Origin of the sequence: Paraburkholderia sp. BR14320 (genome assembly GCF_040948665.1) — a bacterium.
GTDB classification, from domain to species: domain Bacteria; phylum Pseudomonadota; class Gammaproteobacteria; order Burkholderiales; family Burkholderiaceae; genus Paraburkholderia; species Paraburkholderia youngii.
On record NZ_JBFPKG010000019.1, the window covers coordinates 1 to 26,051 of the forward strand.

At 64.8% G+C, this 26,051-nt stretch carries 22 protein-coding genes and 3 pseudogenes; 16 read left to right on the forward strand and 9 right to left on the reverse strand.

All coding sequences use genetic code 11. The annotated features are described in order from the left end of the window. Together AB3X89_RS18790 and AB3X89_RS18795 are read right to left on the reverse strand one after the other, a co-directional pair. A pseudogene (locus AB3X89_RS18790) lies at positions 1–187 on the reverse strand (IS5/IS1182 family transposase); the annotation flags it as partial. Between the two features lie 148 nt (positions 188–335). Beyond that, complete coding sequence (locus AB3X89_RS18795) at positions 336–713, reverse strand: Lrp/AsnC family transcriptional regulator (RefSeq protein ID WP_368584612.1); 378 nt, start codon at positions 711–713, stop codon at positions 336–338. Between the two features lie 91 nt (positions 714–804). On the opposite strand from AB3X89_RS18795, the gene AB3X89_RS18800 reads away from it, so the two are divergent. Next, positions 805–1,452: a LysE family translocator gene (locus AB3X89_RS18800; RefSeq protein WP_368584613.1), complete on the forward strand. Its 648-nt coding sequence runs from the start codon at positions 805–807 to the stop codon at positions 1,450–1,452. 121 nt (positions 1,453–1,573) lie between these two features. Here AB3X89_RS18800 and AB3X89_RS18805 read toward each other — a convergent pair whose 3' ends face one another. Together AB3X89_RS18805 and AB3X89_RS18810 are read right to left on the reverse strand one after the other, a co-directional pair. Then, entirely contained in the window at positions 1,574–2,932 is a 1,359-nt protein-coding gene (locus AB3X89_RS18805; protein WP_368584614.1) for an MFS transporter, read from the reverse strand. 385 nt (positions 2,933–3,317) lie between these two features. Then, a pseudogene (locus tag AB3X89_RS18810) lies at positions 3,318–4,264 on the reverse strand (succinylglutamate desuccinylase/aspartoacylase family protein). A gap of 146 nt (positions 4,265–4,410) precedes the next feature. On the opposite strand from AB3X89_RS18810, the gene AB3X89_RS18815 reads away from it, so the two are divergent. Next, positions 4,411–4,857, forward strand: coding sequence for a glycosyltransferase (locus AB3X89_RS18815; protein ID WP_368584615.1), 447 nt, complete (start codon positions 4,411–4,413; stop codon positions 4,855–4,857). A gap of 106 nt (positions 4,858–4,963) precedes the next feature. Here the strand turns inward: AB3X89_RS18815 and AB3X89_RS18820 are convergent, their stop codons facing one another. After that, a complete protein-coding gene (locus AB3X89_RS18820) occupies positions 4,964–6,046 on the reverse strand; it encodes a tartrate dehydrogenase (RefSeq protein WP_368584616.1) in 1,083 nt (360 codons plus the stop codon). 242 nt (positions 6,047–6,288) lie between these two features. On the opposite strand from AB3X89_RS18820, the gene AB3X89_RS18825 reads away from it, so the two are divergent. From AB3X89_RS18825 to AB3X89_RS18835, 3 genes and pseudogenes are all read left to right on the forward strand, one after another. Beyond that, a complete protein-coding gene (locus tag AB3X89_RS18825; protein ID WP_368584617.1) occupies positions 6,289–7,083 on the forward strand; it encodes a hypothetical protein in 795 nt (264 codons plus the stop codon). A gap of 7 nt (positions 7,084–7,090) precedes the next feature. After that, complete coding sequence (locus tag AB3X89_RS18830) at positions 7,091–7,465, forward strand: hypothetical protein (RefSeq protein WP_368584618.1); 375 nt, start codon at positions 7,091–7,093, stop codon at positions 7,463–7,465. A 6-nt stretch (positions 7,466–7,471) separates the two neighbouring features. Further along, positions 7,472–7,588 (forward strand): annotated as a pseudogene (locus AB3X89_RS18835) (lysozyme); the annotation flags it as partial. Here the strand turns inward: AB3X89_RS18835 and prpR are convergent. Further along, positions 7,587–9,545 (reverse strand): propionate catabolism operon regulatory protein PrpR, encoded by a 1,959-nt coding sequence (gene prpR, locus AB3X89_RS18840; protein WP_368584619.1) that lies wholly within the window; start codon positions 9,543–9,545, stop codon positions 7,587–7,589. The pseudogene AB3X89_RS18835 and the gene prpR sit on opposite strands and share 2 nt — an antisense overlap. Before the next feature lie 244 nt (positions 9,546–9,789). On the opposite strand from prpR, the gene prpC reads away from it, so the two are divergent. From prpC to AB3X89_RS18865, 5 genes are all read left to right on the forward strand, one after another. Beyond that, positions 9,790–10,959, forward strand: coding sequence for a 2-methylcitrate synthase (gene prpC / locus AB3X89_RS18845; protein ID WP_368584620.1), 1,170 nt, complete (start codon positions 9,790–9,792; stop codon positions 10,957–10,959). A gap of 183 nt (positions 10,960–11,142) precedes the next feature. After that, positions 11,143–13,740 (forward strand): Fe/S-dependent 2-methylisocitrate dehydratase AcnD, encoded by a 2,598-nt coding sequence (gene acnD / locus AB3X89_RS18850; protein ID WP_368584621.1) that lies wholly within the window; start codon positions 11,143–11,145, stop codon positions 13,738–13,740. 109 nt (positions 13,741–13,849) lie between these two features. Beyond that, positions 13,850–15,034 carry a 2-methylaconitate cis-trans isomerase PrpF gene (gene prpF / locus AB3X89_RS18855; protein WP_368584622.1) on the forward strand — a complete coding sequence of 395 codons (1,185 nt, stop codon included), beginning with the start codon at positions 13,850–13,852 and terminating at the stop codon, positions 15,032–15,034. Positions 15,035–15,043: 9 nt separating this feature from the next. Continuing rightward, complete coding sequence (locus tag AB3X89_RS18860) at positions 15,044–15,652, forward strand: class I SAM-dependent methyltransferase (RefSeq protein ID WP_368584623.1); 609 nt, start codon at positions 15,044–15,046, stop codon at positions 15,650–15,652. Positions 15,653–15,787: 135 nt separating this feature from the next. Then, positions 15,788–17,029, forward strand: a complete 1,242-nt coding sequence (locus AB3X89_RS18865) for an MFS transporter (RefSeq protein ID WP_368584624.1) — start codon at positions 15,788–15,790, stop codon at positions 17,027–17,029. Positions 17,030–17,042: 13 nt separating this feature from the next. Here the strand turns inward: AB3X89_RS18865 and AB3X89_RS18870 are convergent, their stop codons facing one another. Beyond that, positions 17,043–17,438, reverse strand: coding sequence for a DUF305 domain-containing protein (locus AB3X89_RS18870; protein ID WP_368584625.1), 396 nt, complete (start codon positions 17,436–17,438; stop codon positions 17,043–17,045). A 189-nt stretch (positions 17,439–17,627) separates the two neighbouring features. Here AB3X89_RS18870 and AB3X89_RS18875 point away from each other — a divergent pair, with 189 nt between their 5' ends. Together AB3X89_RS18875 and AB3X89_RS18880 are read left to right on the forward strand one after the other, a co-directional pair. Further along, positions 17,628–17,942, forward strand: coding sequence for an antibiotic biosynthesis monooxygenase (locus AB3X89_RS18875; protein WP_368584626.1), 315 nt, complete (start codon positions 17,628–17,630; stop codon positions 17,940–17,942). A 73-nt stretch (positions 17,943–18,015) separates the two neighbouring features. Continuing rightward, on the forward strand, positions 18,016–19,023 hold the full coding sequence (locus AB3X89_RS18880; protein WP_368584627.1) for an NAD(P)-dependent alcohol dehydrogenase: 1,008 nt from the start codon (positions 18,016–18,018) through the stop codon (positions 19,021–19,023). A 51-nt stretch (positions 19,024–19,074) separates the two neighbouring features. Here the strand turns inward: AB3X89_RS18880 and AB3X89_RS18885 are convergent, their stop codons facing one another. After that, the gene (locus AB3X89_RS18885; protein ID WP_368584628.1) at positions 19,075–19,698 is read right to left on the reverse strand and encodes an ATP-binding cassette domain-containing protein; all 624 of its coding nucleotides are present in this window, start codon (positions 19,696–19,698) and stop codon (positions 19,075–19,077) included. A gap of 105 nt (positions 19,699–19,803) precedes the next feature. After that, positions 19,804–20,652: a shikimate dehydrogenase gene (locus tag AB3X89_RS18890; RefSeq protein ID WP_368584629.1), complete on the reverse strand. Its 849-nt coding sequence runs from the start codon at positions 20,650–20,652 to the stop codon at positions 19,804–19,806. Positions 20,653–20,860: 208 nt separating this feature from the next. Between AB3X89_RS18890 and AB3X89_RS18895 the strand changes: the two genes are divergently transcribed. The 4 genes from AB3X89_RS18895 (at position 20,861) to AB3X89_RS18910 (ending at position 26,017) form a co-directional block, all read left to right on the forward strand. Continuing rightward, positions 20,861–22,651 carry an FAD-dependent oxidoreductase gene (locus AB3X89_RS18895; protein WP_368584630.1) on the forward strand — a complete coding sequence of 597 codons (1,791 nt, stop codon included), beginning with the start codon at positions 20,861–20,863 and terminating at the stop codon, positions 22,649–22,651. Between the two features lie 100 nt (positions 22,652–22,751). Further along, positions 22,752–24,539 (forward strand): FAD-dependent oxidoreductase, encoded by a 1,788-nt coding sequence (locus AB3X89_RS18900; protein WP_368584631.1) that lies wholly within the window; start codon positions 22,752–22,754, stop codon positions 24,537–24,539. Then, entirely contained in the window at positions 24,539–25,150 is a 612-nt protein-coding gene (locus AB3X89_RS18905; RefSeq protein ID WP_368584632.1) for an NIPSNAP family protein, read from the forward strand. The genes AB3X89_RS18900 and AB3X89_RS18905 overlap by 1 nt, the downstream gene beginning before the upstream one ends. Before the next feature lie 15 nt (positions 25,151–25,165). Continuing rightward, positions 25,166–26,017 carry a sugar phosphate isomerase/epimerase family protein gene (locus tag AB3X89_RS18910; RefSeq protein WP_368584633.1) on the forward strand — a complete coding sequence of 284 codons (852 nt, stop codon included), beginning with the start codon at positions 25,166–25,168 and terminating at the stop codon, positions 26,015–26,017. Positions 26,018–26,051: the final 34 nt, after the last annotated feature.

Below are 26,051 nucleotides of genomic sequence, written 5' to 3' on the forward strand. Positions count from 1 at the left end.
TGGGGTGGTAAGACGGTCGACCAGTGATTGCAGGCGTGGCGCCTTCAAATCCCAGAGAAACCAGTTCGAGTTCTTCAACGAATGCGTCGATGATCCGGACGGGATTGTCTTCTGCAATAAAGTCATCAAGACATTCCGGCAGCAGCGTTGCCTGATTGCGGTCTGCACCTTCGACAAATCGCCCCATCTTCCCCTCTCGCGCCAACAGGTTGATTTAGTCTAGGCTATCAAGCACGTTTTTACACGGCCTCGGCCGATTTCAGCCGGATGCTGTCGGTGCGTGGAAACAACCGGGGCCCCTTAGGGCGTTGAGCCAAAGGTCTGAAAGCCAAGCGTCACAGCGCTTCGGACCACTCCGCCAGAAATTTATTTTTAGTGTCGTTCGTCACGACGTGCAGCATGTAATCGGGATCGCCAAACAGGCGCTCCGCCCGCGTGATCTCCGGGATGTCCGAGAGCGCGCGTTCGAAAGATTCGATGTTTTGGCTACTGCCTTCCCGTAACGTCGCGAACACGATTGCCGAGAAGTTCAGACCGATCGTTGCCGGATCGATAACCGCGCGATAGCCGCTGATGACCTTTGCTTTCTCTAAAGCCCGCAGACGCCGCTGGCAAGGCGAAAGGCTCAGACCGATCCGCTCACTGAGTTCAGTGACGGTGAGTCGTCCATCTTGCTGCAATTCAGCAAGAATCTTGCGGTCAATTTCATCCATGTGGAAAATTCTAGTGCAGACCGCGTAGCAGCAGCAAGAAAGAGGGAGCACCTTCGACAGCCAAAACCGTAACATTCCCTCCGTCCAAATCATGCTTGTTGGGGAGAAGGCTGTGGAAGTGAGCTTGTTGACGGCCTTTTGGCTCGTGTCCTTTTCGTTGGTGCTGGTACCCGGCGCGGACTGGGCGTACGCGATCTCGGCCGGATTGCGCGAGCGGGCGATTGCACCGGCCATCGCGGGCATGTTGTCCGGCTATCTGGCGATCACCGTGGTGGTGGCGGCGGGTGTCGGCGCGCTAGTCGCCAAGGCGCCAGCGGTACTGGCCGTGTTGACGTTCGTCGGGGCGGGCTATCTGCTGTGGGTCGGCGGCAATATTCTTGCTCGCCCGGCGGTGCCGACGGTAGCGGCGGAGCGCGCACCCGACGCGGCGTTGAACTGGTCCATCCGCGGCTTCGCGGTGAGCGGCCTCAATCCGAAAGCGCTGCTGCTGTTTCTCGCGTTTCTGCCGCAATTCACACGTGCCACCGACGCGTGGTCGATCCCGGTGCAGATCGGCGCGTTGGGCCTGCTGCACATGGTCAATTGCGCGGTGGTTTATTCGGTCGTCGGACTCGGCTCGAAGGTGGTTTTGCGCACGCGTCCGAGCGTCGCGCGCAGGGTGAGCCAGGTTTCGGGCGCGGCGATGGTGGTGCTGATTGCCGTGCTGCTGTGTGTCGAGCAACTCCTCGCGTTCAAGTAAGCGCGAGATTCCCACGCGTTCAGCCAAAGAAAAAGCCGCCCTGCGAATCGCAGGGCGGCTTCTGGGTCACCACTCGATCGAACCGTTACCGGTCCGCTAGCGGATACGTTTCATTGCACGCTCAATGGCCGAACGATTGCGTCTTCGACGCACCCGCTTCCGACGCTTGCGGGCGTGCCGCCTGCTTGATCAGCAGCGCGACGCACGACAGCAAACCTGCGGCCGCGATCGTCGTGAAGATGCCGCCGAACGAGAAGTGGCGGCGCGTCAGCTCGGCCACGAGGAACGAGCCCGCGATGCCGCCGAAGCGGCCGACGCCGAGCATCCACGCGACGCCTGTGCCACGGCCCGCGGTCGGATAGAACGCGGCGGCGAGCGCCGGCATCGACGATTGCGCGGTGTTCATCAGCACACCGGCGATGAACACGATCAGCACGAGCGCGCCGACGTTGCCGGCCGCCTGACCGATGAAGTACACGCTAATGGCGGTCAGCGCGTAGCAGACCGCGATGACGCGGTTCGCGTTGAAGCGGTCCATCAGCACGCCGGCCAGCACCGCGCCGACGCCGCCGAGCGGGAACAGCGCGGAGATCAGCGTCGCGCGTTGCGGTGTGAGGCCGGCGTCCTTCAGCAGGATCGGCATCCAGTTGATCGACGCGTAGAAGATCACGAGGCCCATGAAGTAAGCGAGCCACAGCATCACCGAGCCGACGATGTACGAGCGCGACAGCACCACACCGAGGCCCTTGCCGCCGGTTTGCGGCGCGGTTTCGGTCATCGTGAAGCCGACGGCCTGCACAGCGTCGCCGGAAATGCGAGCGAGCGCCGCGCGAATCCGGTCGGCCGGCTTATTGTTCGCGACCATGTAGCGGACCGACTCCGGCATCTTGGCGAGCAGCAGCACCAACAGCAGCAGCGGCGTGACGCCGCCGAGAATCAGCACGCTGCGCCAGCCCAGATGCGGAATCATCCACGCGGCGAGGAAACCGCCGAACGCGGCGCCGAGCGGGAAGCCGCAGAACATCAGGTTGATCACGGTGGCGCGGCGATTGTCCGGGCAGTATTCGCCCATCATCGTGACCGCGTTCGGCATGGCGGCGCCGAGACCGACGCCGGTGATGAAGCGCAGCACGGTCAATTGATCGATGCTGGTCGAGAACGCCGACGCGAGACAGGCAAGGCCGAACAGCAGCACCGAGCCGACCAGCATCGAGCGACGCCCGAGGCGGTCGGACAGCGGGCCCGAGCCGAGCGCGCCGCACGCGAGGCCGAACAGCGCGGCGCTCAGCACCGGCGCGAGCGCGGGCTTCGCGATGCCCCATTCGGTGACCAGCGAAGGCGCGATGAAGCCGATCGCAGCAGTGTCAAAACCGTCCAGCAGGACGATGATGAAGCACATGAAAAAGATCAGCCACTGGAACGGCGAAAACGGATGCTCGTTAATGAAGGTTTGAACGTTCACAGCGGGGCTGCGGTTCATGATGGTCTCCTGACAGCGAAAGGCCCGACACGACGAGCGATTCTTCTCAAACTGTACGCCGTCTGGCAACGACGCACGCAGCCTGCAGCGGCCCAAACCGGCCATGCATCGGCAATGAATCATACCCGGACGGATCGGCTTGACGGAATCGCGCCGGGCGAGGGATTTTGTTCGCATACGGAACGGTGATTCTTTACGCGAACGCGCGCCACTGTAAGGAATGAAATCAATCCGGTCAACGGGGGAATACCCCGAGTTTCACGCAGTCGATGCGTGGGAGGGCGGCGCGCTGTAACTGGGCAGGAGAAAGGGCTAGGCGCGCGAAGGTCACCGCGCCGAAACGAGCGACAAACGGTTTCGAGACACCTGCCAGTCAGCTAGCTCGTCACCCGGGATGAGCCACCGTCCGCTCGATCCGTCCCAGCCGCACGACGGTCACCCCGGGGCGCAACTGCCGCAGCGACGGCATCACGAGCATGCAGTTGTCGCAGGGGGTACGCACCTCTTCGCCGTTGGACCAGCCGACCACGGCGCCTGCCTTGGCGAAAACCTCGAGGCCGGTGTACGCCGCGGCGAAGCTGAAGTCCATGCTGGTCGCGACGACCGGCTGTGTCACGCGCACGATGCTCTGCTCGGGCGGCAACGGTGCGAGCCACCCCGGCGGCAGATCCGTCTCGTCGACCACGCCGGCCAGCAACAGGAAACGCGCGGTCGTATCGCGTGCGACCGCCACCGCACTGCGCTCCCAATGCTGGGCGCATTCGATCAGCAATGCGTTCTTCGGGCTCGCGGCATCGCCGAACCCTTGGTAATCGCGCATGCGGCGGCCTTCGGGATGCCCTTCGTCGCAGATCACCGTGGCGGGCGTACCGAGCCGCACCGCGAGATCGATGCCTTTTTGCAGCGGTCCAGCGACGATCAGCGGCTTGCATCGCTCGTGCATCGAATGCAGGTCGAGCAGCGCGTCGACCGCGTCGATCACCGGGCGCATCGCACGCGCGCGCTTCAGTTCGCTCGACGTGCGAGAGGTGTCGTCGGGCACCGCCGCCGTCCATACGCGGTTGAAGTCCTGATCGACGAAGCGCGCGGCGTCCGGATTCGCGGGATCGAAACGCCGGTACGCGGCGACGTTCGCGAACGACAGCGTGAACTGCCCGCGTCGCGGCCGCGCCGCGCGACGCAGCAACTCATCGACGACGATCGCGCCACACACTTCGTTGCCATGCGTGAGCGCGTTGATCATCACGTGCGGGCCGGGCACGCCCGAATCGAACGTGTGTTGACGTATGCGATGCCCGACGACGATTGCTCGCAGTGAGCGCTCCGATACATCCGCACACGTGAGCTGTGCGTTCCGCAAATAGCGCTTCACCCACGACGATGAATCTCGTCGTACCCTGCTACAACGAAGAAGAGGTTATCACCGAGACAAGCAAGCGGCTTCTCGCACTTCTGGAGTGACTGATCGAAGCGGCAAGGTGAGCAACGAAAGCCGCATCACTTTCATTGACGATGGTTCCCGCGACCGTACCTGGTCGATCATCGAAGTGCTGCACGCGCAGAATCCCCGCTGCGGCGGCATCAAACTCTCGCGCAATCGCGGCCATCAGGATGCGCTGCTTGCCGGCCGGATGCCGGCTCAAGGCGATGTACTCGTCAGCCTCGACGCGGATCTTCAGGACGATATCGAAGCCATCCCATGCATGCTCAAGGAATACAAGTCGGGTGCGGAAATCGTCTTCGGTGTGCGTCACAAAGGTACGACGGACACATTCTTCAAGCGCTTCACCGCGCGCAACTACTACAAGCTGCTCCGGACGTTCGGTGTCGATATCCTGCCGGGCCACGCGGATTTTCGCCTGATGAGCCCGCTACTTCTTCATTCGCAAGGACGGGCCCTTGCCGAAAGATTTCTTCGCCAATAACGAATGCGATGTCGCCCTGATGACGCACGAGGGCGAATGGTCGCTCTATGAGCGACGCAACTGTCGATAACGGCGCATCTGCGCGTTGCGCCGTTTTTGCTTCATATCACGCGAGTTTCGCCGCAATCGCCTTGCCGACTTCGCTCGTGCTTGCGTTGCCGCCGAGGTCGCCGGTGTGCGGGCCCTCGATCAGCGTCGCCTCGATCGCCTTAAGGATCGCGTCGTGCGCCTCGCGTTCCTTGCCGCTCGAATGACCGAGGAAGTCGAGCATCATCGCGGCCGACCAGATCATCGCGATCGGATTCGCGATGTGCTTGCCGGCGATGTCGGGCGCCGATCCGTGCACCGGTTCGAACAGCGATGGGAACTTGCGGTCCGGATTCAGGTTGCCCGACGGCGCGAGGCCGATCGTACCCGTGCACGCTGGGCCGAGATCGGACAGGATGTCGCCGAACAGATTGGTCGCGACGACCACGTCGAAACGGTCCGGGTTCAGCACGAAGCGAGCGCACAGGATGTCGATGTGCTGCTTGTCCCACGTGACGTCCGGATACTGCGCGGCGATGCCGGCCGCGCATTTGTCCCACCACGGCATGCTGATCGCGATGCCGTTGCTCTTCGTCGCGACGGTGATTTTCTTGCGCGCGCGGCGCTGCGCGAGATCGAACGCGAACTTCAGCACGCGCTCGCTGCCGTGCCGTGTGAACACCGACTCCTGCAGCACGAACTCGCGTTCGGTGCCTTCGAACATCACGCCGCCCACAGACGAATACTCGCCCTCGGTGTTCTCGCGCACGATCCAGAAGTCGATGTCGCCGGCCTTGCGTCCCGCGAGCGGTGACGGCACGCCTGCAAACAGGCGCGCCGGACGCAGATTCACGTACTGGTCGAACTCTCGGCGAAACTTAAGCAGCGACCCCCACAGCGAGATGTGATCGGGCACGGTGTCGGGCCAACCGACCGCGCCGAACAGGATCGCATCGGCCGATTGCAGTTGGGCTTTCCAGTCGTCCGGCATCATCTTGCCGTGCTTCGCGTAGTAGTCGCAGCTCGCCCACTCGATGTGCTGATATTCGAGTTCGATACCGAAGCGTTGCGTCGCGACCTCGAGTACGCGCAGCGCTTCGGGCATCACCTCGACGCCGATGCCGTCGCCGGGGATCACGGCAATCCGGTATTTGTTCGACATGCTGGGCTCCTCCTTGGGGAATGGATGGGGATTCGGTGACGGATATTTTATTCTTGGTGCGTTCGTTCGTGCGGCTTGTCGTTCCGGCGGAAGCGGGGATGGATGTGCATATTGATCCGATGACTTGAGAATCTGCGCGACGAGGAAGGCGCGGCACGCATCTCATGCGAGGCTGAACGAGGGGTTTTTTGGGATGGTGTCTTGTTGCACAATCGGGCCTCCTTCATTGGCTGTGAGGCACGATGACTTCACTTTCCCTCGGTTCTTTCCATGAGGTCCGTGAAAGGCGGCACGGACATTTCTTCTCGATCAGTCTTTACAGATCGTTCAACCTTCACATCGAATCTAACTGGTTGTTTGACGTTGACCGGTGGTTCCATTTTGCATTGCCGGCGAGCGTACCCCGCGAGTCGCACGATGACATCGTGCAGGGCATGGAGGAAGCGCGCGCAGCGTGGCTGCGATATAGCCCATCCGTGCTGCTGTCGCACCAATCGTACGAGTTGCGCGATATGCTCGGCCGGAGTCACAACCGCTTTCATATGTACAGGATGAAAGACGATGAGGTTGCCAAAGCCCAGTACAACGAGGTGAGGGGCGGTAGTCTGATCTTTGTCCCTGAGCGGGACGAGATGCGAAAGTGCGTGCAGGCGATACGGGAGCAGCGGGAGATGGCGTCCGGATTGGGCTCCGTGTGCGAGCAGCAATCGAATGACGCGGACATGCTCAGGTCACTCTATGGCAACAGCCCGCGCGTGCCCCAGAACCTCTGCAATGCTCAGGCGTTCGAGTACGTCGAGAACACAACGGACGACGGCGCAACATTTGACGTTGCCGGATTACCTTTCGACGGCCCCGCGAATTCATGGGTCGAAAGCGGGCCGAATATGAAAAAGCAGTGGCGAATGTATGGCTCAGGCGGTACACCAGTCATAGATATCGACTTCGATAGTCACCACGGCCAACCCAATCCACACGCACATAACTGGGATGGCCTTTTGCGCGACGAGGGCTGGCCCGTTTCCATTCTTCCGTGAGATATTTGTGAGCACTATTTCTGATGCGCTGAAGGGTTTTGACCACTTCCATGACTGGTATCTCGACACAATTGCAATCCATGGTGAGGTCAATCCCAAGGTGCCGGACACATTCGTTCTCGGTCTCTTCGATCGTGAGCGCCGGGTGACGATCACCTTTCGCGGCGTAACGCGTATTGGCATTGAGAACGGCGGTTTGCTGAATATTGTCAATGCAATCGAGACATTGAAACCTGATAGCGACCAGTACGAGCGGGCTGAAGTTTTGCTGAGGCGATCCGCTCACGGCCCGACGCGTGCCGGGCACGTGGCCTACGTGCATTCCAGCGTAGGGGCTGAAATCGCAGTGGAGTTTGACTCCATGACCATTGAATCATTGTGATGGCTTATGGTCGCAACGAGAGCCAACGAGGGCGTGGTCATGCGCTATTACAACGATGCGCGCATCAACGGAAACTGCACATGGGGCGTGGGAACACTGGCGCACTTTGGACCCTGCACACCTACCGCCCCCCATTCAACTTGCGCCACAACGTCGTCTTGCTGATACCCAACGCGGCGCAAGCCGCATCGCGATCGCCTTCGTGAGCCGCGAGCACCGCGCGGATTTCATCGGCCTCGACATGACGGCTGCGCTCGCGCAGCGTCAACGCCGCCGGCTTCGCCCGCGCGATGGGCTCGACGACTTCCGGCGCGATCACGCGCAGCATGTCGCGCGTGACGAGCGCCGCGCTGGCATCCGTGTCCGCGTCGGTATCGGCGAGTTCAACCACGATCCGCTCGATCACGTTCTGCAACTCGCGCACATTACCCGGCCACGCATAGCGGCGCAACGCCGCGCCCAAACCCTCGAGCATGCGCGCGGCAATCTGCGCGTCGGGCACGCGAGCGGCCAGCCTCGGCTCCCGCGCGGCCGCCTGGCGCAACAGTTCGGCGGCGAGCGGCAGCAGGTCGTTCGGCCGCTCGCGCAGCGGCGGTAGCGCGATGCTCAGGATGTTGAGCCGGTAGTACAGATCGGCGCGGAAACTGCCGGCCGCGACGGCGTCGGTCAGCGCGCGGTGGGTCGCCGCCACCACGCGGATATCGACGCGCATCGGCTCCGTCGACCCGAGCCGCACCACCTCGCGCTCCTGCAACACGCGCAACAGGCGGCTCTGCAACGGCAACGGCATCTCGCCGATCTCGTCGAGAAACAGCGTGCCGCGATGCGCGACCTCGATCAGCCCCGCTTTGCCGCCCTTGCGGGCACCGGTGAACGCGCCTTCCTCGTAGCCGAACAGCTCGCTTTCGAGCAGCGCCTCCGGAAACGCGCCGCAATTGATCGCGACGAACGCGAAGTCGCGCCGCGCGCTCAACTGATGCATGCTCTGCGCGACCATCTCCTTGCCGGTGCCGCTCTCGCCGAGAATCAGCACGGTCGCGTCCGACCTCGCATAACGCGCGACCAGCGCGCGCACCCGTTCGATCGATTCCGACGCGCCGACGATATCGTCGAGCCGGTAGCGCGCGGTGAACTGCTGCACCCGTTGCCGCGCGCGCAACGTGCGATCGAGCCGCTCGACCGCGCGCGATTCCTGAAACGTCAGCACGGTGCCCGGCGCCGCGCCGCTGCTCGCGAGCGGCCCGCGATGCACGACATAGCTCGCGCCGCGTACCGTGCAGAAGCTGTCGCCCTCCGCGTCGGGCAGACTGCCCGCGAGGTCGGGCGCGAGTTCGAGCAGCGCGCGGCCGACGGCCTTCCCGGCATCGATGCCGAGCACGCTCGCGAGCCGCTGGTTCATCAGTTCGATGCGGCCTTGCGCATCGAGCGCGACCACGCCGTCGCGCAGATGCTGCAGCAACGTGTCGAGCCGCTGACGTCGCACGGTTTCGCGGCGCGTCGCCTGCGCGACTTCGAGCGCGGTGTCGAAGCCGGCGCGCACCGACGCGCGCGAGTACAGAAACACCGCATCCATGCCCGCGTTGGCGGCGAGATCGGTGACCAGGCCCGGGCCGACCACGACGTCGATGCCGCGATCGCTGAGATCGAGCACGACGCTCTCGGCGTCCTGCGCGGACTGATACGACGCGAACGTGACGTCGAGCGCGTACGCGGCGGTGAAACGGCGCACTTCGTCGGGCGTGTCGCCGTGCGTGACGAGCGCGACGCGCGCCCCTTCGCGACGCGCGCGCGCGAGCGCATGCATCACGTCGTAGCCGGTCGGGCTGATGCGCACGACCGGCACCGACACGCGGGTCTTCAGATACGCGCCATTCGAGCCGCCCGCTAGCACGACATCGGGACGCGCGGCGCCCGCGCCCTCGATTTCGCGCACCGCGTCTTCGAACGCGTGCGACACGATGCGGACATCCGCGCGATCCACGTATTCGCCGGCGATGTCGAAGAACAGATCACGCAGGCGGCTGATGCTCAGCGCCCAGACGCGCGGACGCTGCGGCGGTTCGTAAAGAGAGGTGCTCAAGGCGGGCGGCTCGCGACGGCGGGTTGGTTCGGAGGCTCCATTATGCGAGCATTCGTTCCCAATTTGAAATTCGCAGTTTCATTAATGAAATCGAGCGTGCGGCGGGCCGGTGTGATCGGTTCACCGGACCGGTGCGAAATCAGGCACTTAGGCGGCGGCATGCGGCCTGGCCCGTTCCTTGCATTCTTGGCAGCCCAGTCGAAGCAATGACCCAAATTCCAATCCTTTCCCGGAGACAATCCAAATGAGCGAAGCAGACAACAGCACGCCGAACACAGGCGCTTTCAAGCCGAAAAAATCCGTCGCGCTGTCGGGCGTGACCGCGGGCAACACCGCGCTGTGCACGGTCGGCAAGACCGGCAACGATCTGCACTATCGCGGCTACGACATTCTCGACATCGCCGAGGCGTGCGAATTCGAAGAGATCGCTTACCTGCTGGTTCACGGCAAGCTGCCGACCCAGTCCGAACTGACCGCCTACAAGACGAAGCTGAAGTCGATGCGCGGCCTGCCCGCCAACGTGAAGGCCGCGCTCGAATGGATTCCGGCCGCCGCGCATCCGATGGACGTGATGCGCACCGGCGTGTCGGTGCTCGGCACGGTGCTGCCCGAGAAGGACGATCACAACCTGTCCGGCGCGCGCGACATCGCCGACAAGCTGATGGCCTCGCTCGGCTCGATGCTGCTGTACTGGTATCACTACGCGCACAACGGCAAGCGTATCGAGGTCGAAACCGACGACGATTCGATCGGCGGCCATTTCCTGCATCTGCTGCATGGCGTCGAGCCGTCGAAGGCATGGGTCGATGCGATGCACGTATCGCTGAACCTGTACGCGGAGCACGAGTTCAACGCATCGACCTTCACGGGCCGCGTGATCGCGGGCACGGGCTCGGACATGTATTCGGCGATCACCGGCGCGATCGGCGCGCTGCGCGGACCGAAGCATGGCGGCGCCAACGAAGCCGCGTTCGAAATCCAGTCGCGCTACCAGACGCCTGACGAAGCGGAAGCCGACATCCGCCGTCGCGTCGAAAACAAGGAAGTCGTGATCGGCTTCGGCCATCCGGTGTACACGATCTCGGACCCGCGTAACAACATCATCAAGGACGTCGCGAAGAAGCTGTCGAAGGAAGCGGGCAACATGAAGCTGTTCTCGATTGCCGATCGGCTCGAATCGGTGATGTGGGACGCCAAGAAGATGTTCGCGAACCTCGACTGGTTCAGCGCGGTGTCTTATCACATGATGGGCGTGCCGACCGCGATGTTCACGCCGCTATTCGTGATCTCGCGCACGGCCGGCTGGAGCGCGCACATCATCGAGCAGCGCATCGACAACAAGATCATCCGTCCGAGCGCGAACTACACCGGTCCGGACGACCTGCCGTTCGTGCCGCTGGCGAAGCGCGTTTGACGTGAGCCTGGAGCGGCACGCATCGCGCGGCCGCTCCGCTGGAAGCATCGAACAATCGCAAATCAGCAACCCGTCAGCAGCGAGCTAAACTACCTGCACTGCCCGTCCGGCCGCGCGAGCGACGCGCTCCCGGAGGCCGCCGGCATACCGTCCGGCGGCTGATAACCGTCCTGTCCCTACGCCATGAATACTGCCAACCGCAAACGCCTTCCGGGCACCGAACTCGACTTCTTCGATACGCGTGCCGCGGTCGACGCGATGGAGCCCGGCGCCTACGACAAGCTGCCGTACACGTCGCGTGTGCTCGCCGAAAACCTGGTGCGCCGCTGCGATCCGGTGACGCTGACCGCTTCGCTGAAACAGATCATCGAGCGCAAGCGCGAGCTCGATTTCCCGTGGTTTCCGGCGCGCGTCGTGTGCCACGACATTCTGGGCCAGACCGCGCTCGTCGATCTGGCGGGCTTGCGCGATGCGATCGCCGCGCAAGGCGGTGATCCGTCGCTGGTGAATCCGGTGGTGCCTACGCAGCTGGTCGTCGATCACTCGCTGGCCGTTGAATGCGGCGGTTTCGATCCGGACGCGTTCGCGAAGAATCGCGCGATCGAAGACCGCCGCAACGAAGACCGCTTCGACTTCATCAACTGGACCAAGCGCGCGTTCCGCAACGTCGATGTGATTCCGCCGGGCAACGGCATCCTGCATCAGATCAACCTCGAACGGATGAGTCCGGTCGTGCAGGTGAAGGACGGCGTCGCGTTTCCCGACACGCTGGTCGGCACCGACTCGCACACGCCGATGGTCGATGCGCTCGGCGTGATCGCAATCGGCGTCGGCGGTCTCGAAGCGGAAAGCGTGATGCTCGGCCGCGCGTCGTACATGCGGCTGCCCGATATCGTCGGCGTGGAGCTGAGCGGCAAGCCGGGGGAGGGCATCACCGCGACCGACGTGGTGCTTTCATTGACCGAGTTCTTGCGCAAGCAGAAGGTGGTCGGCGCCTACCTGGAGTTTTATGGCGAAGGCGCGGCGAACCTGACGCTGGGCGATCGCGCGACGATCGCGAACATGGCGCCGGAGTTCGGCGCGACCGCCGCGATGTTCTACATCGACGAGCAGACCATTCGCTATCTGAAGCTGACCGGCCGCGACGACGAACTCGTCAAGCTCGTCGAAACGTATGCGAAACACACTGGCTTGTGGGCCGATACGCTGAAGCACGCCGAGTACGAGCGCGTCCTGAAGTTCGATTTGTCGACCGTGGTGCGCACGCTGGCAGGTCCATCGAATCCGCATCGCCGCTTGCCGGTGTCGGAGCTGGCCGCGCGCGGCGTCAGCGGCAAGGTCGAGAACGAGCCGGGTCTGATGCCGGACGGCGCGGTGATCATCGCCGCGATCACCAGCTGCACCAACACGAACAATCCGCGCAACATGATCGCGGCGGGCCTCGTCGCACGCAATGCGAACCGGCGCGGTCTCGTGCGCAAGCCGTGGGTCAAGAGCTCGCTCGCGCCGGGCTCGAAGGCGGTCACGCTGTATCTGGAAGAGGCAGGGCTGCTGCCGGAACTCGAACAGCTCGGCTTCGGCGTGGTCGCGTATGCGTGCACGTCGTGCAACGGCATGTCCGGCGCGTTGGATCCGGTGATCCAGAAGGAAGTGATCGAGCGCGATCTGTATGCGACCGCCGTGCTGTCGGGCAACCGCAACTTCGACGGCCGCATCCATCCGTATGCGAAGCAGGCGTTTCTCGCGTCGCCGCCGCTGGTCGTCGCTTATGCGATCGCGGGCACGATCCGCTTCGACATCGAAAAGGACGTGCTCGGCGTCGATGCCGACGGTCATGCGGTCACGCTGAAAGATCTGTGGCCGTCGGATGCGGAGATCGATGCGATCGTCGCGGCGAGCGTTAAGCCGGAGCAATTCCGCAAGGTGTATGAACCGATGTTCGCGCTGTCCGCCGACACCGGCGCGAAGGCCGACCCGCTGTACGACTGGCGCGCGCAAAGCACTTATATTCGCCGTCCGCCGTACTGGGAAGGCGCGCTCGCCGGCGAGCGCACGCTCAAGGGCATGCGCGCGTTAGCGGTGCTCGGCGACAACATCACGACGGACCACCTGTCGCCGTCGAACGCGATTCTGCCCGACAGCGCGGCCGGCGAATACCTGACGAAGATGGGCCTGCCCGAAGACGACTTCAACTCGTACGCGACGCACCGCGGCGATCACCTGACCGCGCAGCGCGCGACCTTCGCGAACCCGACGCTGAAGAACGAGATGGTGATCGAGAACGGCCACGTGAAGGCCGGTTCGCTCGCGCGCATCGAGCCCGAGGGCAAGGTAACGCGCATGTGGGAAGCGATCGAAACGTATATGGAGCGCAAGCAGCCGCTGATCGTGATCGCGGGCGCCGACTACGGCCAGGGTTCGTCGCGCGACTGGGCCGCGAAGGGCGTGCGGCTCGCGGGCACCGAAGCGATCGTCGCGGAAGGCTTCGAGCGGATTCACCGCACGAACCTCGTCGGCATGGGCGTGTTGCCGCTCGAATTCAAGCCGGGCGTGAATCGCCTGACGCTCGGCATCGACGGCACCGAGACCTTCGACGTGATCGGCGAGCGCAAGCCGCGCGCCGATCTGACGCTGGTGATTCATCGCCGCAATGGCGAGCGCGTCGAGGTGCCGGTGACGTGCCGGCTCGACACGGCCGAAGAAGTGTCGATCTACGAAGCGGGCGGCGTGCTGCAGCGTTTCGCGCAGGACTTTCTCGAGTCGACCCGAGCGGCGGCTTGATGGCTTGAAGCGCGTTTTGCACTGAACGTCATAGCAGAAGAGGGCGATGCGGCTTGATATGCCGCATCGCCCTTCCTCATCAAAGAACATGTCATCTGAGGACACTTTCATGCACTCACCCCAGATCAGGATTCCGGCCACCTACATGCGCGGCGGCACCAGCAAGGGCGTGTTTTTCCGTCTGCAGGATCTGCCCGAGGCCGCGCAACGGCCGGGCGCCGCGCGCGACGCGCTGCTGATGCGCGTGATCGGCAGTCCCGATCCGTACGGCAAGCAGATCGACGGCATGGGCGGCGCGACCTCGAGCACCAGCAAGACCGTGATCATTTCGCGCAGCAGTCGGCCCGATCACGACGTCGACTATCTGTTCGGTCAGGTGTCGATCGACAAGGCGTTCGTCGACTGGAGCGGCAATTGCGGCAACCTTTCGGCTGCGGTGGGACCGTTCGCGATCAGCGCGGACCTCGTCGATGCAAGCCGCGTGCCGCGTGACGGCGTCGCGATCGTGCGCATCTGGCAGGCCAACATCGGCAAGACGATCATCGCGCACGTGCCGATGACCGATGGCGCGGTGCAGGAAACCGGCGACTTCGAACTCGACGGCGTGACCTTCCCGGCTGCCGAAGTGCCGCTCGAATTCATGGACCCGGCCGCCGACGAAGAAGGCGCGGGCGGCTCGATGTTCCCGACCGGCAACCTCGTCGACGACCTCGAAGTGCCCGGCGTCGGCACGCTGAAGGCGACGATGATCAACGCGGGCATCCCGACGATTTTCGTCGACGCCGAAGCGATCGGCTACAAGGGCACCGAGTTGCAGGACGCGATCAATAGCGACGCGAAAGCGCTCGCGATGTTCGAGACGATTCGCGCGCATGGCGCGCTGCGCATGGGCCTCATCAAGAATCTCGACGAGATCGCAACGCGGCAGCACACGCCGAAGATCGCGTTCGTCGCGAAGCCGGTCGATTACGTGGCGTCGAGCGGCAAGCCGGTGCGCGCGGGCGACGTCGATCTGCTGGTGCGCGCGATGTCGATGGGCAAGCTGCATCACGCGATGATGGGCACGGCGGCGGTCGCGATCGGCACCGCGGCGGCGATCGCGGGCACGCTCGTCAACCAGGCGGCGGGCGGCGGCGAGCGCGAGTCGGTGCGCTTCGGGCATCCGTCGGGCACGTTGCGCGTTGGCGCGCAGGCGAGTCTGAAAGACGGCGAGTGGGTCGTCACGAAGGCGATGATGAGCCGCAGCGCGCGCGTGCTGATGGAGGGTTGGGTTCGGGTGCCGCAGCAGGGCTGAGGCGGCGCGATGTCGGCTGATGTCAGCGGCACGGAAGGCTACGTGGAGCAGGCCGAAGCGCTGATCGAACGATGGCGCACGCTGTCGTTCGCCGATCGGCATCGGCCGATTCTCGACTGGATACCTCAGGCGCCGTCGCGGATCGTCGATATCGGCGCGGGCATCGGCACGGATGCGGCTGCGCTCGCGGCGATGGGACATACGGTGCTCGCGGTCGAACCGGTCGACGCATTGCGCAACGCGGCGCGCGAGATGCATCCGAGCGAGCGCATCGAATGGCTCGACGACAGCCTTCCCGATCTTGCGCTACTGATAGCCAGGCGCATCGTTTTCGACGTGGTCATGCTCACCGCCGTCTGGATGCATCTCGATGCGCGGCAGCGCGAACGCGCGATGCCCCGCGTTGCGTCGTTGCTGCGCGAAGGCGGCGTGTTGATCATGTCGCTGCGGCACGGGCCGGTTCCCGCCGGCCGCCGTATGTTCGACGTCACCGCCGATGAAACGATCCAGTTGGCGAGTGAGCGAGGCCTGACACTGGTGCGCGAGTTGCGCACGTCATCCGTTCAACAGGCCAACCGCGACAGCGGCGTGACGTGGACACGGCTCGTGTTCCGCTAACTCCCCGATCCGGGGGCGCCGCAGCCGCCGCATCGGCCGCTGCGAACCGACGCGTCGTCTACAATGGCCGCTCTAGACGGCCGCGCCCATAACTAATCCCAGCGGCCGACTCAGACCCGACGCAGAGGAGGCCCGATGCAGAACAGGCTGGACGCCGACGCAACGAATTCCGCCGATGCGGCGCGCGACAACGCGCGTGCCAAACGCGCCGTGCTCGTGATCGCGATTGCCCAATTGCTCGGCACCTCGTTGTGGTTCAGCGCGAACGGTGCGATGCGCGATCTGCAGATCGCATGGCAATTGAGCGCGTCCGATATCGGCTGGCTGACGAATGCGGTGCAGGCCGGCTTCATCGTCGGGACCTTGCTGTCGGCGACCACCGGACTCGCTGATCGCCTGTCGGCGAGCAGGGTGTTCGCCGTCTGCGGCCTGCTCGGCGCGACCTTGAATGCGCTATTTGCGCTGTGCAGCAGCGGGCTCGCGTCGGCGCTCGTGTTTCGCTTCGGCGTGGGCGTCGCGCTCGCGGGCATCTATCCGCTCGGCATGAAACTGCTCGTGACATGGGACCCGCGCCGCGCCGCGCAGACTCTCGCGTTGCTCGTGGCGATGCTGACGCTCGGCACGGCGTCGGTGCATGCGATCCGTGCGTTGCTGTCGGGTGTGCCGTGGCAAACCGTGGTGCTCACTTCGTCGGGGCTCGCGATGATCGGCGCGCTGCTGGTGTTCATGCTCGGCGAGGGGCCGCACGCGCGGCGCTCGGGCAACCGGCGCTTCGGTTTGTCGGCGGGCGTCGGACAGGTCGTGCGCATCAGCGAGTTTCGCTCGGCCGCGCTCGGCTATTTCGGTCACATGTGGGAGTTGTACGCGTTCTGGACGCTGACGCCGCTGCTCGTGCAGCGCGCGTTCGCGAGCGGTGCGCCGGCGACGCCCGGTACCGTCGCGTTGTGGTCGTTCCTGATCATCGCGATCGGCGCGCTCGGCTGTCTGTTCGGCGGCAGACTCAGCCAGGCGGTCGGCAGCGCGCGCACCGCCGCGCTTGCGCTGTCGATATCGGGCACGCTGTGCGCGATGTATCCGCTGACCACCGGGCTCGGCACTGCCGCGCAGCTTGCGCTGCTACTCGTGTGGGGCATCAGCGTGATCGCCGATTCGCCTCAGTTTTCGGCGCTGTCCGTGAAGGCCTGTCCCGCCGACAAGATCGGCGGCGCGCTGACGCTGCAAAACAGCTTCGGCTTTTTCCTGTCCGCCTGCTCGATCCTGTGGTCGACCAGCGTGTTTCACGCGCTCGACGTGCGCGTCGCGTGGCTGCTGCTGCCGGGGCCGATCATCGGTCTGATCGCGATGTCGCCGCTGCTGTGCAAGCACCCACGCTGGTGATGCTCGCGGCGCGTTACTTGCCGCCGTGCTTTTCCTGCCAGCGCCGCATGAACTCGATCTCGTCATGCTGCGCCTTGATGATGTCGCGCGCGAGTTTCTTGATCTCGGGGTCCTTGCCATATTTCAATTCCGCCTGCGCCATCTCGATCGCGCCCTGGTGATGCGGAATCATGTGCGCGACGAAATCCCGGTCGGCGTCGCCCGTGTATTCGGGGGCGCTCATGTCATGCATCATGCGTTCGTCGGCGGCCTTGAAGGCTTGCGTCGAAGCGCCCGCGTCAGCATGCGCCGAATCCTGCATATTCATGCCGGGCATGCCCTGATGTTGCGCGTGAGCGGGCAGAGCCGCCGCCGCGAATGCCAAACCGCCGAACAGACAGAGAGCGCGCACCGCGCGAAGGTTTTTCATATTCGATTTCCGTTGTTGAAGAAAGTGGCGAGTGATCCGCGCGATTCTAACGGTCACGTCGGACATCGTGGAGCTTCCCACCGTGGCAAGGTCAAGCGAAGCCAAAGCAATGCACGCCTATAATGAAACGCCACCGGATGACCAATCCAGCATCATTGGCAGCATCACTCACTCAACGAGGCTGACAGTATGTACATCGCGATGAACCGCTTCAAAGTGGCGCCCGGCTCCGAAGACGCCTTCGAACATCTGTGGACCACGCGCGACACCCATCTGAAAGAGGTGCCGGGCTTCGTGGAATTTCATTTGCTGAAGGGACCGCGCAAGGAAGATCACGTGCTCTATTCGAGCCATACGATCTGGCGCGACCAGGCATCGTTCGAGGCATGGACCAAGTCCGACGCGTTTCGCGCCGCGCATCGCAGTGCCGGTAACGAAAGCCGCGTGCTGTATCTCGGCCACCCGGAATTCGAAGGCTTCGAGGTCATCCAGACCGTCAGATAGCGCAGCGCTCGCGCGGGCATCGCGCATGCGCGCCCGACACCTATCACACACTACTCATCAAGGAATGAAAAACATGAAAGCCGTCAGAATCGGTTCACCCGCCACCGTCGATAGCCTGCAGGTCGTCGATCTGCCCGATCCCGGTCAGCCCGGGGCCGGCCAGATTCGCGTGCGCATTCGCGCAAGCTCGTTGAACTACCACGACTACGGCATCGTCAGCGGCAATCTGCCGGCCGAAGCGGGCCGCATTCCGATGGCCGATGGCGCGGGCGTCGTCGAAGCGGTCGGCGCGGGCGTGCGCGAGTTCAAGCCCGGCGATCACGTCGTATCGTGCTTCTTCCCGCACTGGGAAAACGGCTCGCCCGCAATCGGCGATTTTTCGACCACCCCCGGCGACGGCGTCGACGGCTACGCGCGCGAAGTCGTCGTGCTGCCGAGCCACTACTTCACGCACGCGCCGGCCGGCTATAGCCACGCCGAAGCGGCGACGCTGACCACGGCGGGGCTGACCGCGTGGCGCGCGCTGGTCGTCGATGGTCAGTTGAAGGCGGGCAGCAGTGTGCTGGTGCTCGGCACCGGCGGCGTGTCGATCTTCGGCTTGCAGATGGCGAAGGCGATGGGGGCGTCGGTGATCGCGACGTCGTCGTCGAATGCGAAGCTCGCGAAGCTGCGCGAACTCGGTGCCGACCATACGATCAACTATCGCGACAATCCCGAGTGGGGCAAAGAAGTGCGTCACATCACCAACGGGCGCGGCGTCGATCACGTGATCGAAGTGGGCGGTCCCGGCACGCTGCCGCAGTCGATCACCGCATGCCGCATCGGCGGGCATATCGCGCTGATCGGCGTGCTGACTGGCCGCTCGGGTCCGGTGCCGACCGCGCATCTGATGGCGCGGCAACAGCGTCTGCAAGGTTTGATCGTCGGCAGCCGGCAGGATCAGATCGACATGGTGCGCGCGCTGGAGACAACCGGCATCAAGCCGGTGATCGACAGCACGTTCGAGCTGGACAAGCTCGCCGACGCGTTCCGGCACGAGGCATCGGGTGCGCACTTCGGCAAGATTTGCGTGGCGATCTGAGGATTGAATGTTCGCGCTCGGCCAAGGCATGGCGCGCGCGACCGTTCCAGTTCATGGGTGCCTCGCGAGGTCCGCGAAACAGACACGCGTCGCCTCGCAGGCCTGCGTGAACCCTTCGTCGTAACTCGTGAAAAACACCGTGCGCGTCGTGCCGAGCGTTCTGAACAGCTCCGCGAGCACCGTGCGCGCGGACGCGTCGAGTCCGCCGGCAGGTTCGTCGGCGATCAGCACGCGGGTGTCGCCGAGCGCGGCCGCCGTCAGAAACACCTTTTTGCGGCTGCCGTACGACATCTGCTCGAAGCGTTTGTCCAGATGCGGCGCGAGGCCGAAGCGTTCGGCGAGCGCGAGCACGTCGTCGGTCAGCGGGGTGCGTCGCGCCGACGCGATCTGCCGCAGATAATCGCGGCCGGTCTGATCGGGCCAGCTCATATTGTCTTCCGGCACGTACGTGAGCAACGCTTGCGCGGCATGCGGCGCGGTACGCAGCGAATGGCCGCCGAGCCATACGTCGCCGCTCTCGGCTTGGAGCGCGCCAGCGAGGATGGCGAGCAACGTCGATTTGCCGCTGCCGGATTCATCGTTTAACGCGACGCAGCCGGACGTCGCGTCGAAGTGCAGTCCTTCGAACAGGATTCGGTCGCTATAGCGCTTGCTGAGGTTGTCGAATCGAAGCATGGGTTGGCGCGCAAGGGCGATGTGAACGCGGCGCAGGATTGCGCCGCATTTCGTGCGGGTAATTTCGCGCCAGTGTAGCAGCGCAAGCCTGCTTCTTTTGCGCCGTCACGCTGACGGCGACGTCTCCAGCAGAAACTCCACCATCCGATCGCGCACGCGTTCGAACATCTGCGTGCCCGTCACGGTCGGGCAGCCGCGCGCGCGAGCCGCTTCGATCAGCGGCGTGAGTGGCGGCTTCGTTACGACGTCGCCGACGAAAGTCGTAGCCGGCAAGCGCGCGACGTCGATCGGCAACGGATCGCCCACGCGCATGCCGAGCGGCGACGCGTTGACGACCACGTCGTACCCGGTCAAGTCCAGTTCGGGCGCCGAGCCGCGTGCCGTGCCGCGGCCGAGCGCATTGAGCCGCGCGGTCAGCGAACTGGTGCGTTCGGCGTCGTTGTCGCGCACGTCGAGCGAGCCGACGCCGCTCTGAATCAACGCATGACCGATCGCCGAGCCCGCGCCGCCTGCGCCGACTAGCAGCGCGCGTTTGCCGTGCAACTCGCAGCCCGCGGCGACGAGCGCTGCGACGAAGCCGGTGCCGTCGAACATGCCGCCATGCCAGCCGCCATCGGCGTTGCGGCGCAGTGTGTTGACCGCGCCGAGGAACGCGGCTTCTTCGGCGAGCGTCGCGCAATAGCTGACTGCGCTGAACTTGTGCGGCACCGTGATGATCACGCCGTCGACGTTGCGCATCGGCGCGATGCCCGCGAAAAACGCGGGCAGATCGGCGGGCGCGACGTGCGCGGGCACCACCAGCGCATCGCGGCCGGCCGAACGCAACGCGGCGGTCACGCCCGACGGCGAGCGCACCTGCGCAATCGGATCGCCGACGATGAAATACACACGCGTCGCGCCGCTCAGACCCGCGTCGAGCGACGCCGCGAACGAAGAGTTTCCAGCCTGCTGCATAGTCGAATCTCCTGAAATGGGTGCCCCGTTCGCATCGTGCCCGATGCCGGACGTCATGTGTTGCCTGTTGTCGAGTGTGTTCAGAAAACTTTGCTTTTTCTCAATACTGGAATAGTATTCCAATAGCAAAGCAAATTCTAGCTATTGCGAAAAATCCGGAACCGCTGCTGCGGCCGGATGCAACGCACGAGCACACAAGGAGCGGCAAATGGTGGAGACATTGAGCGATTTGCAGCGGAACGAAGCCTTCGACGTGGTGGTAATCGGCGCGGGCGGGGCGGGCATGTCGGCGGCGCTGTTCGCCGCGATCGACGGCGCGCGCGTGCTGCTGATCGAAAGCACCGAATACGTGGGCGGCACGACCGCGTACTCGGCCGGCACCACATGGATACCGAACTCGCCGCACGGCCCGTCGATCAATCCCGACGACAGCAGCGCCAACGCCGAGGGCTTTCTACGCCGCGCGGTCGGCGAGCGCAGCAGCGAAGCGTTGCGTCGTGCGTTCCTACAGGCGGGACCGCGTGCGGTCGCGCATATCGAGGCGAATTCGGACGTCAAGTATCGGGCGCGGCCATTTCACCCGGACTATCTGTCGGAGCTCGAAGGCTCGACGCTGCGCGGCCGCGCGCTCGAACCGCTCGCGTTCGACGGCCGCAAGCTCGGCCGTCACTTCGCGCTGATCCGTCCGCCGATCCCCGAGTTCACGGTGCTCGGCGGCATGATGGTCGATCGCGACGACGTCGGGCATCTGCTGAACATGACGAAGTCGTTCCGGTCGCTGCGCCACGCTGTGAGACTGCTTGCACGGCATGCGCGCGACCGCATCAGCTGGCCGCGCGGCACGCGTCTGGTGATGGGCAATGCACTGATCGGCCGGCTGCTTTCTTCGCTGCTCGCGCGCGACGTCACGGTGCTCGTGAGCACGACGCTCGAAGCGTTGCGCACGAACGCGCGCGGCACGATCGACGGCATCACGCTGAGCCAGAACGGGCAGCGTCGGCAAATCTCGGTCACGGGTGGCGTGATTCTCGCGAGCGGCGGTTTCAACCGGCATCCGCAAAGGCGCCGCGCGATGCTGCCGGGTGCGGAGTTGACGTGGTGTCCGGGCGCGCCGGGCCATACCGGCAGCGCGCAGGATCTCGCGCTCGCGGCGGGCGCGCGTTACGGCGAGGGCGCGCTCAGCAACGCGTTCTGGGCGCCGGTGTCGATACGCCAGCGCGCGGACGGCACGACCGCGGTGTTCCCGCACTTCATCATGGATCGCGGCAAGCCCGGCATGATCGTCGTCAATCAGCAGGGACGGCGCTTTCTGAACGAAAACACGTCGTATCACCTGTTCGGCATCGCGATGCAGGAAGCGCATCGCAACACCCCATCGGTGCCCGCCTATCTCGTCACCGATGCGGAAGGCCTGCGCAAATACGGGCTCGGCATGGTGCGGCCGGGCGGCAAGGGTCTCGCGCCGTTTCTCGCGGACGGGTATCTGACGCGAGCCGCGACGCTCGACGAACTCGCCGCCAAGCTCGGCATCGACGCGGCGGGTCTCGCCGACAGCGTCGCGCGGATCAACGACTACGCGAAAACTGGCGTCGACCCGGAATTCCAGCGCGGCACGACCGACTATCAGCGCGCCAACGGCGACGCGAACTGGCCCGGCCCGAATCCGTGCCTCGGCCTGATCGTGCGTGCGCCGTTTTACGCGGTGCGCCTGTACCCCGGCGATATCGGCGCTGCGACCGGCCTCGTCAGCGACGACAAGGCCCGCGTGCTGAATCGCGACGACCAGCCGATCGGCGGCCTGTATGCGTGCGGCAACGACATGCAATCGGTGATGGGCGGTGTCTACCCGGCGCCCGGCATCACACTTGGACCGGGGCTCGCGTTCGCGTATCTGGCGGCGCGCGACGCGGCGGCGCGCGCCAAAGCCGCGCGGAACGATCCGGCGTCGTTCGTTGCGCGCGGTACCGCTGAGGCCGCCGCCAACGAAAAGATCGTCTGACGAACCAGGGGCACGCCTGGTTCGAACGAAGTTAGAAAGCGGAATAGGTATTCAACAAATGCAGCAACATGGATTGTCCCAACCGACGAAGCGAATGGCGATGAAGCGCGAACCGATTCTCGAATGCGATGTACTGGTGCTGGGTTCCGGCGCGGCGGGACTGGCTGCCGCGGTGACGGCAGCCACGCAAGGGCTGCGCGTGATGGTGGCCGAGAAGGCCGACGTGTTCGGCGGCACGAGCGCATGGTCGGGCGGCTGGATGTGGATTCCGCGCAATCCGCTCGCGACGCGCGCGGGCATCGTCGAAGAATCCGACGCATCGCGCACCTATCTGCGCAACGAACTCGGCGCGCACTACGACCCCGAGAAGGTCGACGCGCTGCTCGAACACGGTCCGGAGATGATCGAGTTTTTCGAGCGCGAGACGGCGGTGCGTTTCATCGACGGCAATCGTATTCCCGACTTTCATACGACGCCGGGCGCGATGACGGGGGGCCGCTCGGTCTGCGCGATGCCGTTCGATGGCCGCGAGCTCGGTGCGCTGATCGAGCGCTTGCGTCCCGCGCTCGACGTCGTGACGCTGAAGGGCATGGCGATCGCGTCGGGCCAGGACCTCGCGCATTTCTTCAACGCGACGCGCTCGCCGCGTTCGGCCGTGCATGTGCTGCGCCGGCTCGCCGCGTTCGCGACAGACAAGTTCCGCTATGGCCGCTCGATGCATCTGGTCAACGGCAATGCGCTGGTCGCGCGTCTGCTGAAGTCGGCGCATGACCGCGCGGTCGATTTGCGTACCAACGCGAAAGCGGTTGCTTTGCTGCGCGAAGGCGGCGCCGCGAGTGCGCGCGTCACCGGTGCGCGCGTCGAGATCGACGGTGTCGCTCACGAGGTGCGCGCAGCGCGCGGCGTCGTGCTCGCGTGCGGCGGTTATCCGCATGACGTTGCGCGGCGCGCGCAAACCTTCGCTTATACGCCGTCGGGTCGCGAGCACTGGTCCGCCGCACCACTGACCAATACCGGCGACGGCATTCGTCTCGGCGAAGCGGTCGGCGCGCATTTCGACGCGTCGCTGGAAACGCCGGCGGCGTGGGCACCGGTGTCGCTGGTGCCGCGCAAGAGCGGCGAGGCCGCGGTCGCGTTTCCGCATCTGATCGAGCGCGCGAAGCCGGGCGTGATCGCGGTCACGCGCGCGGGCCGGCGCTTCGTCAACGAAGCGTCGTCGTATCACGACTTCATCAATGCGCTGATCGGCACGACGCCGGCGGGCGACGAAGTCTGCGCATGGCTGATCTGCGATCACCGTTTCCAGCGCCGTTACGGGCTCGGCTTTTCGAAGCCGTTTCCATTCCCGACCGCGCCATATCGCCGCTCCGGTTACCTGCGGCGCGCGCACAGCCTCGCCGAACTCGCAAGCCAGTGCGGCATCGATCCCCAAGGACTTCAAACGACGGTCGCGGCCTACAACAGTTACGCGAAAGACGGCTTCGATCCGCAGTTTCACAAAGGCTCGACGCCATACAACCGCGTGCAGGGCGATGCACGCCACAAGCCGAACCCCTGCAACGCGCCGCTGGAACACGGTCCGTTCTATGCGGTGAAGCTGCTGCCGGGCAGCCTCGGCACGTTCGCTGGCCTCGCCACCGATGCCGCCGCGCGCGTGCTCGACGACGCGGGCCGGGCGGTGCCGGGTCTGTACGCGGTCGGCAACGATAGCGCGAGCATGATGGGCGGCTGCTATCCAAGCGGCGGCATCACGCTCGGACCCGCGATGACTTTCGGGTATCTGGCTGGGCTGTCGCTCGCCGGCGCGGCGCAGGCCGATGGTCTGGCCCGTGCCGCGCGCACCGAACCCACTCCGAATTCCTCCATCCCGTCACAAGGACGCATCTGATGACTCTCTACGACCTCGTTACGCTCAGCGTCAAGATCGGCGCCAACGCACAGGTGTTCGAAAACATCCAGGCCCATGGCGACGCACCGGGCTCGAAGCTGCTCGGCTGCTGGTACTCCGATATCGGCGCGCTCGGGCAGGTGCTGGTGCTACGCGGCTTCGATTCCGAAGCGTCGCTGATCGCGGAGCGCAAGCGTATGCTGCTCGAAGGCAATCCGTTCGGCTGCGGCGAATTCGTCACCGACGTGAAGATCGACAGCTATGCGCTGTTCCCCTTTTTGCCGCCGATCGAGCCGGCCGTGCATGGCGGCATCTACGAGATGCGCGTGTACGGCACCAAGCTCGCGAGCCTGCAGCACACGATCGACGCCTGGGAAAAGGCGGTGCCCGAGCGCACGCGGCGCTCGCCGCTGGTCGGCGCGATGTATGCGCTCGACGGCGCCGTGCCGCGCTTCCTGAACATGTGGCCGTATGCGAGCGTCGACGAGCGTTGGCGAATTCGCGCCGAAGCGGTGAAGGACGGCATGTGGCCGCCGAAGGGCGGGCCTGCCCATCTGACGACGATGGAGTCGACGATCTGTGTGCCGGCGCCGTTCTCGCCGCTGCGCTGAACTCGAGGAGACGACATGACTCAGCCCAACTCGCGCGCGCTGTCGCTGTCGGCGTTGACCGTGCTCGAACTGAGCCCGCCGCAGATGGTCGAGTGCGCCGCGCAAGCCGGCTACGACTACGTCGGCCTGCGCCTCGTGCCCGCCACCGATCACGAAGTGCGCCACGACATCATTAGCCCGGGCGCATTGAAACGCGAAACGCTCGCGCGTGTGCGTGACACAGGCGTCAAGGTGCTCGACGTCGAAATTCTGCGCCTGAAGCCCGACACCGACGTGAACGCATTTCTGCCGATGCTCGACACCGCCGCCGAACTCGGTGCGCGCTACGTGCTGGTCGCGGGCAACGATCCCGACGAAGCGCGCACCGCCGAGCGGCTCGCACAATTGTGCGAACTGGCCGAACCGCGCGGCCTCGCGCCATCGCTCGAACCGATGCCGTGGACCGACGTGAAGGACGTCACGCAAGGCGCGCGCATCGTGAAGGCGGCCGCGCGGCGCAACACCGGGCTGATCGTCGATCCGATCCACTTCGATCGCGCGGGGACGTCGACGGGTACGTTGCGCGCGTTGCCGCGCGAGTACTTCGGCTACGTGCAGTTCTGCGACGCGCCGGCCGAGCGGCCAGCCGATCTCGACACGCTGCTGTACCAAGCGCGTTGCGAGCGCATGATTCCGGGCGAGGGCGGCCTCGATCTCGCCGGCATTCTGCGCGCGCTGCCCGACGACCTGCCGATCAGCCTTGAAGTGCCGACGCAGCAATGGGCGAAAACCGCGTCCGCGCTCGAACGCGCACGCAGGCTGCGCGAGGCGACGCTCGCTCTGCTCGAACGGACTTACGCGGCGACGCCGTCATCCATCACGTCATGATGTAACCGCAAACCGCAGTTCACCCCCGGCTGGT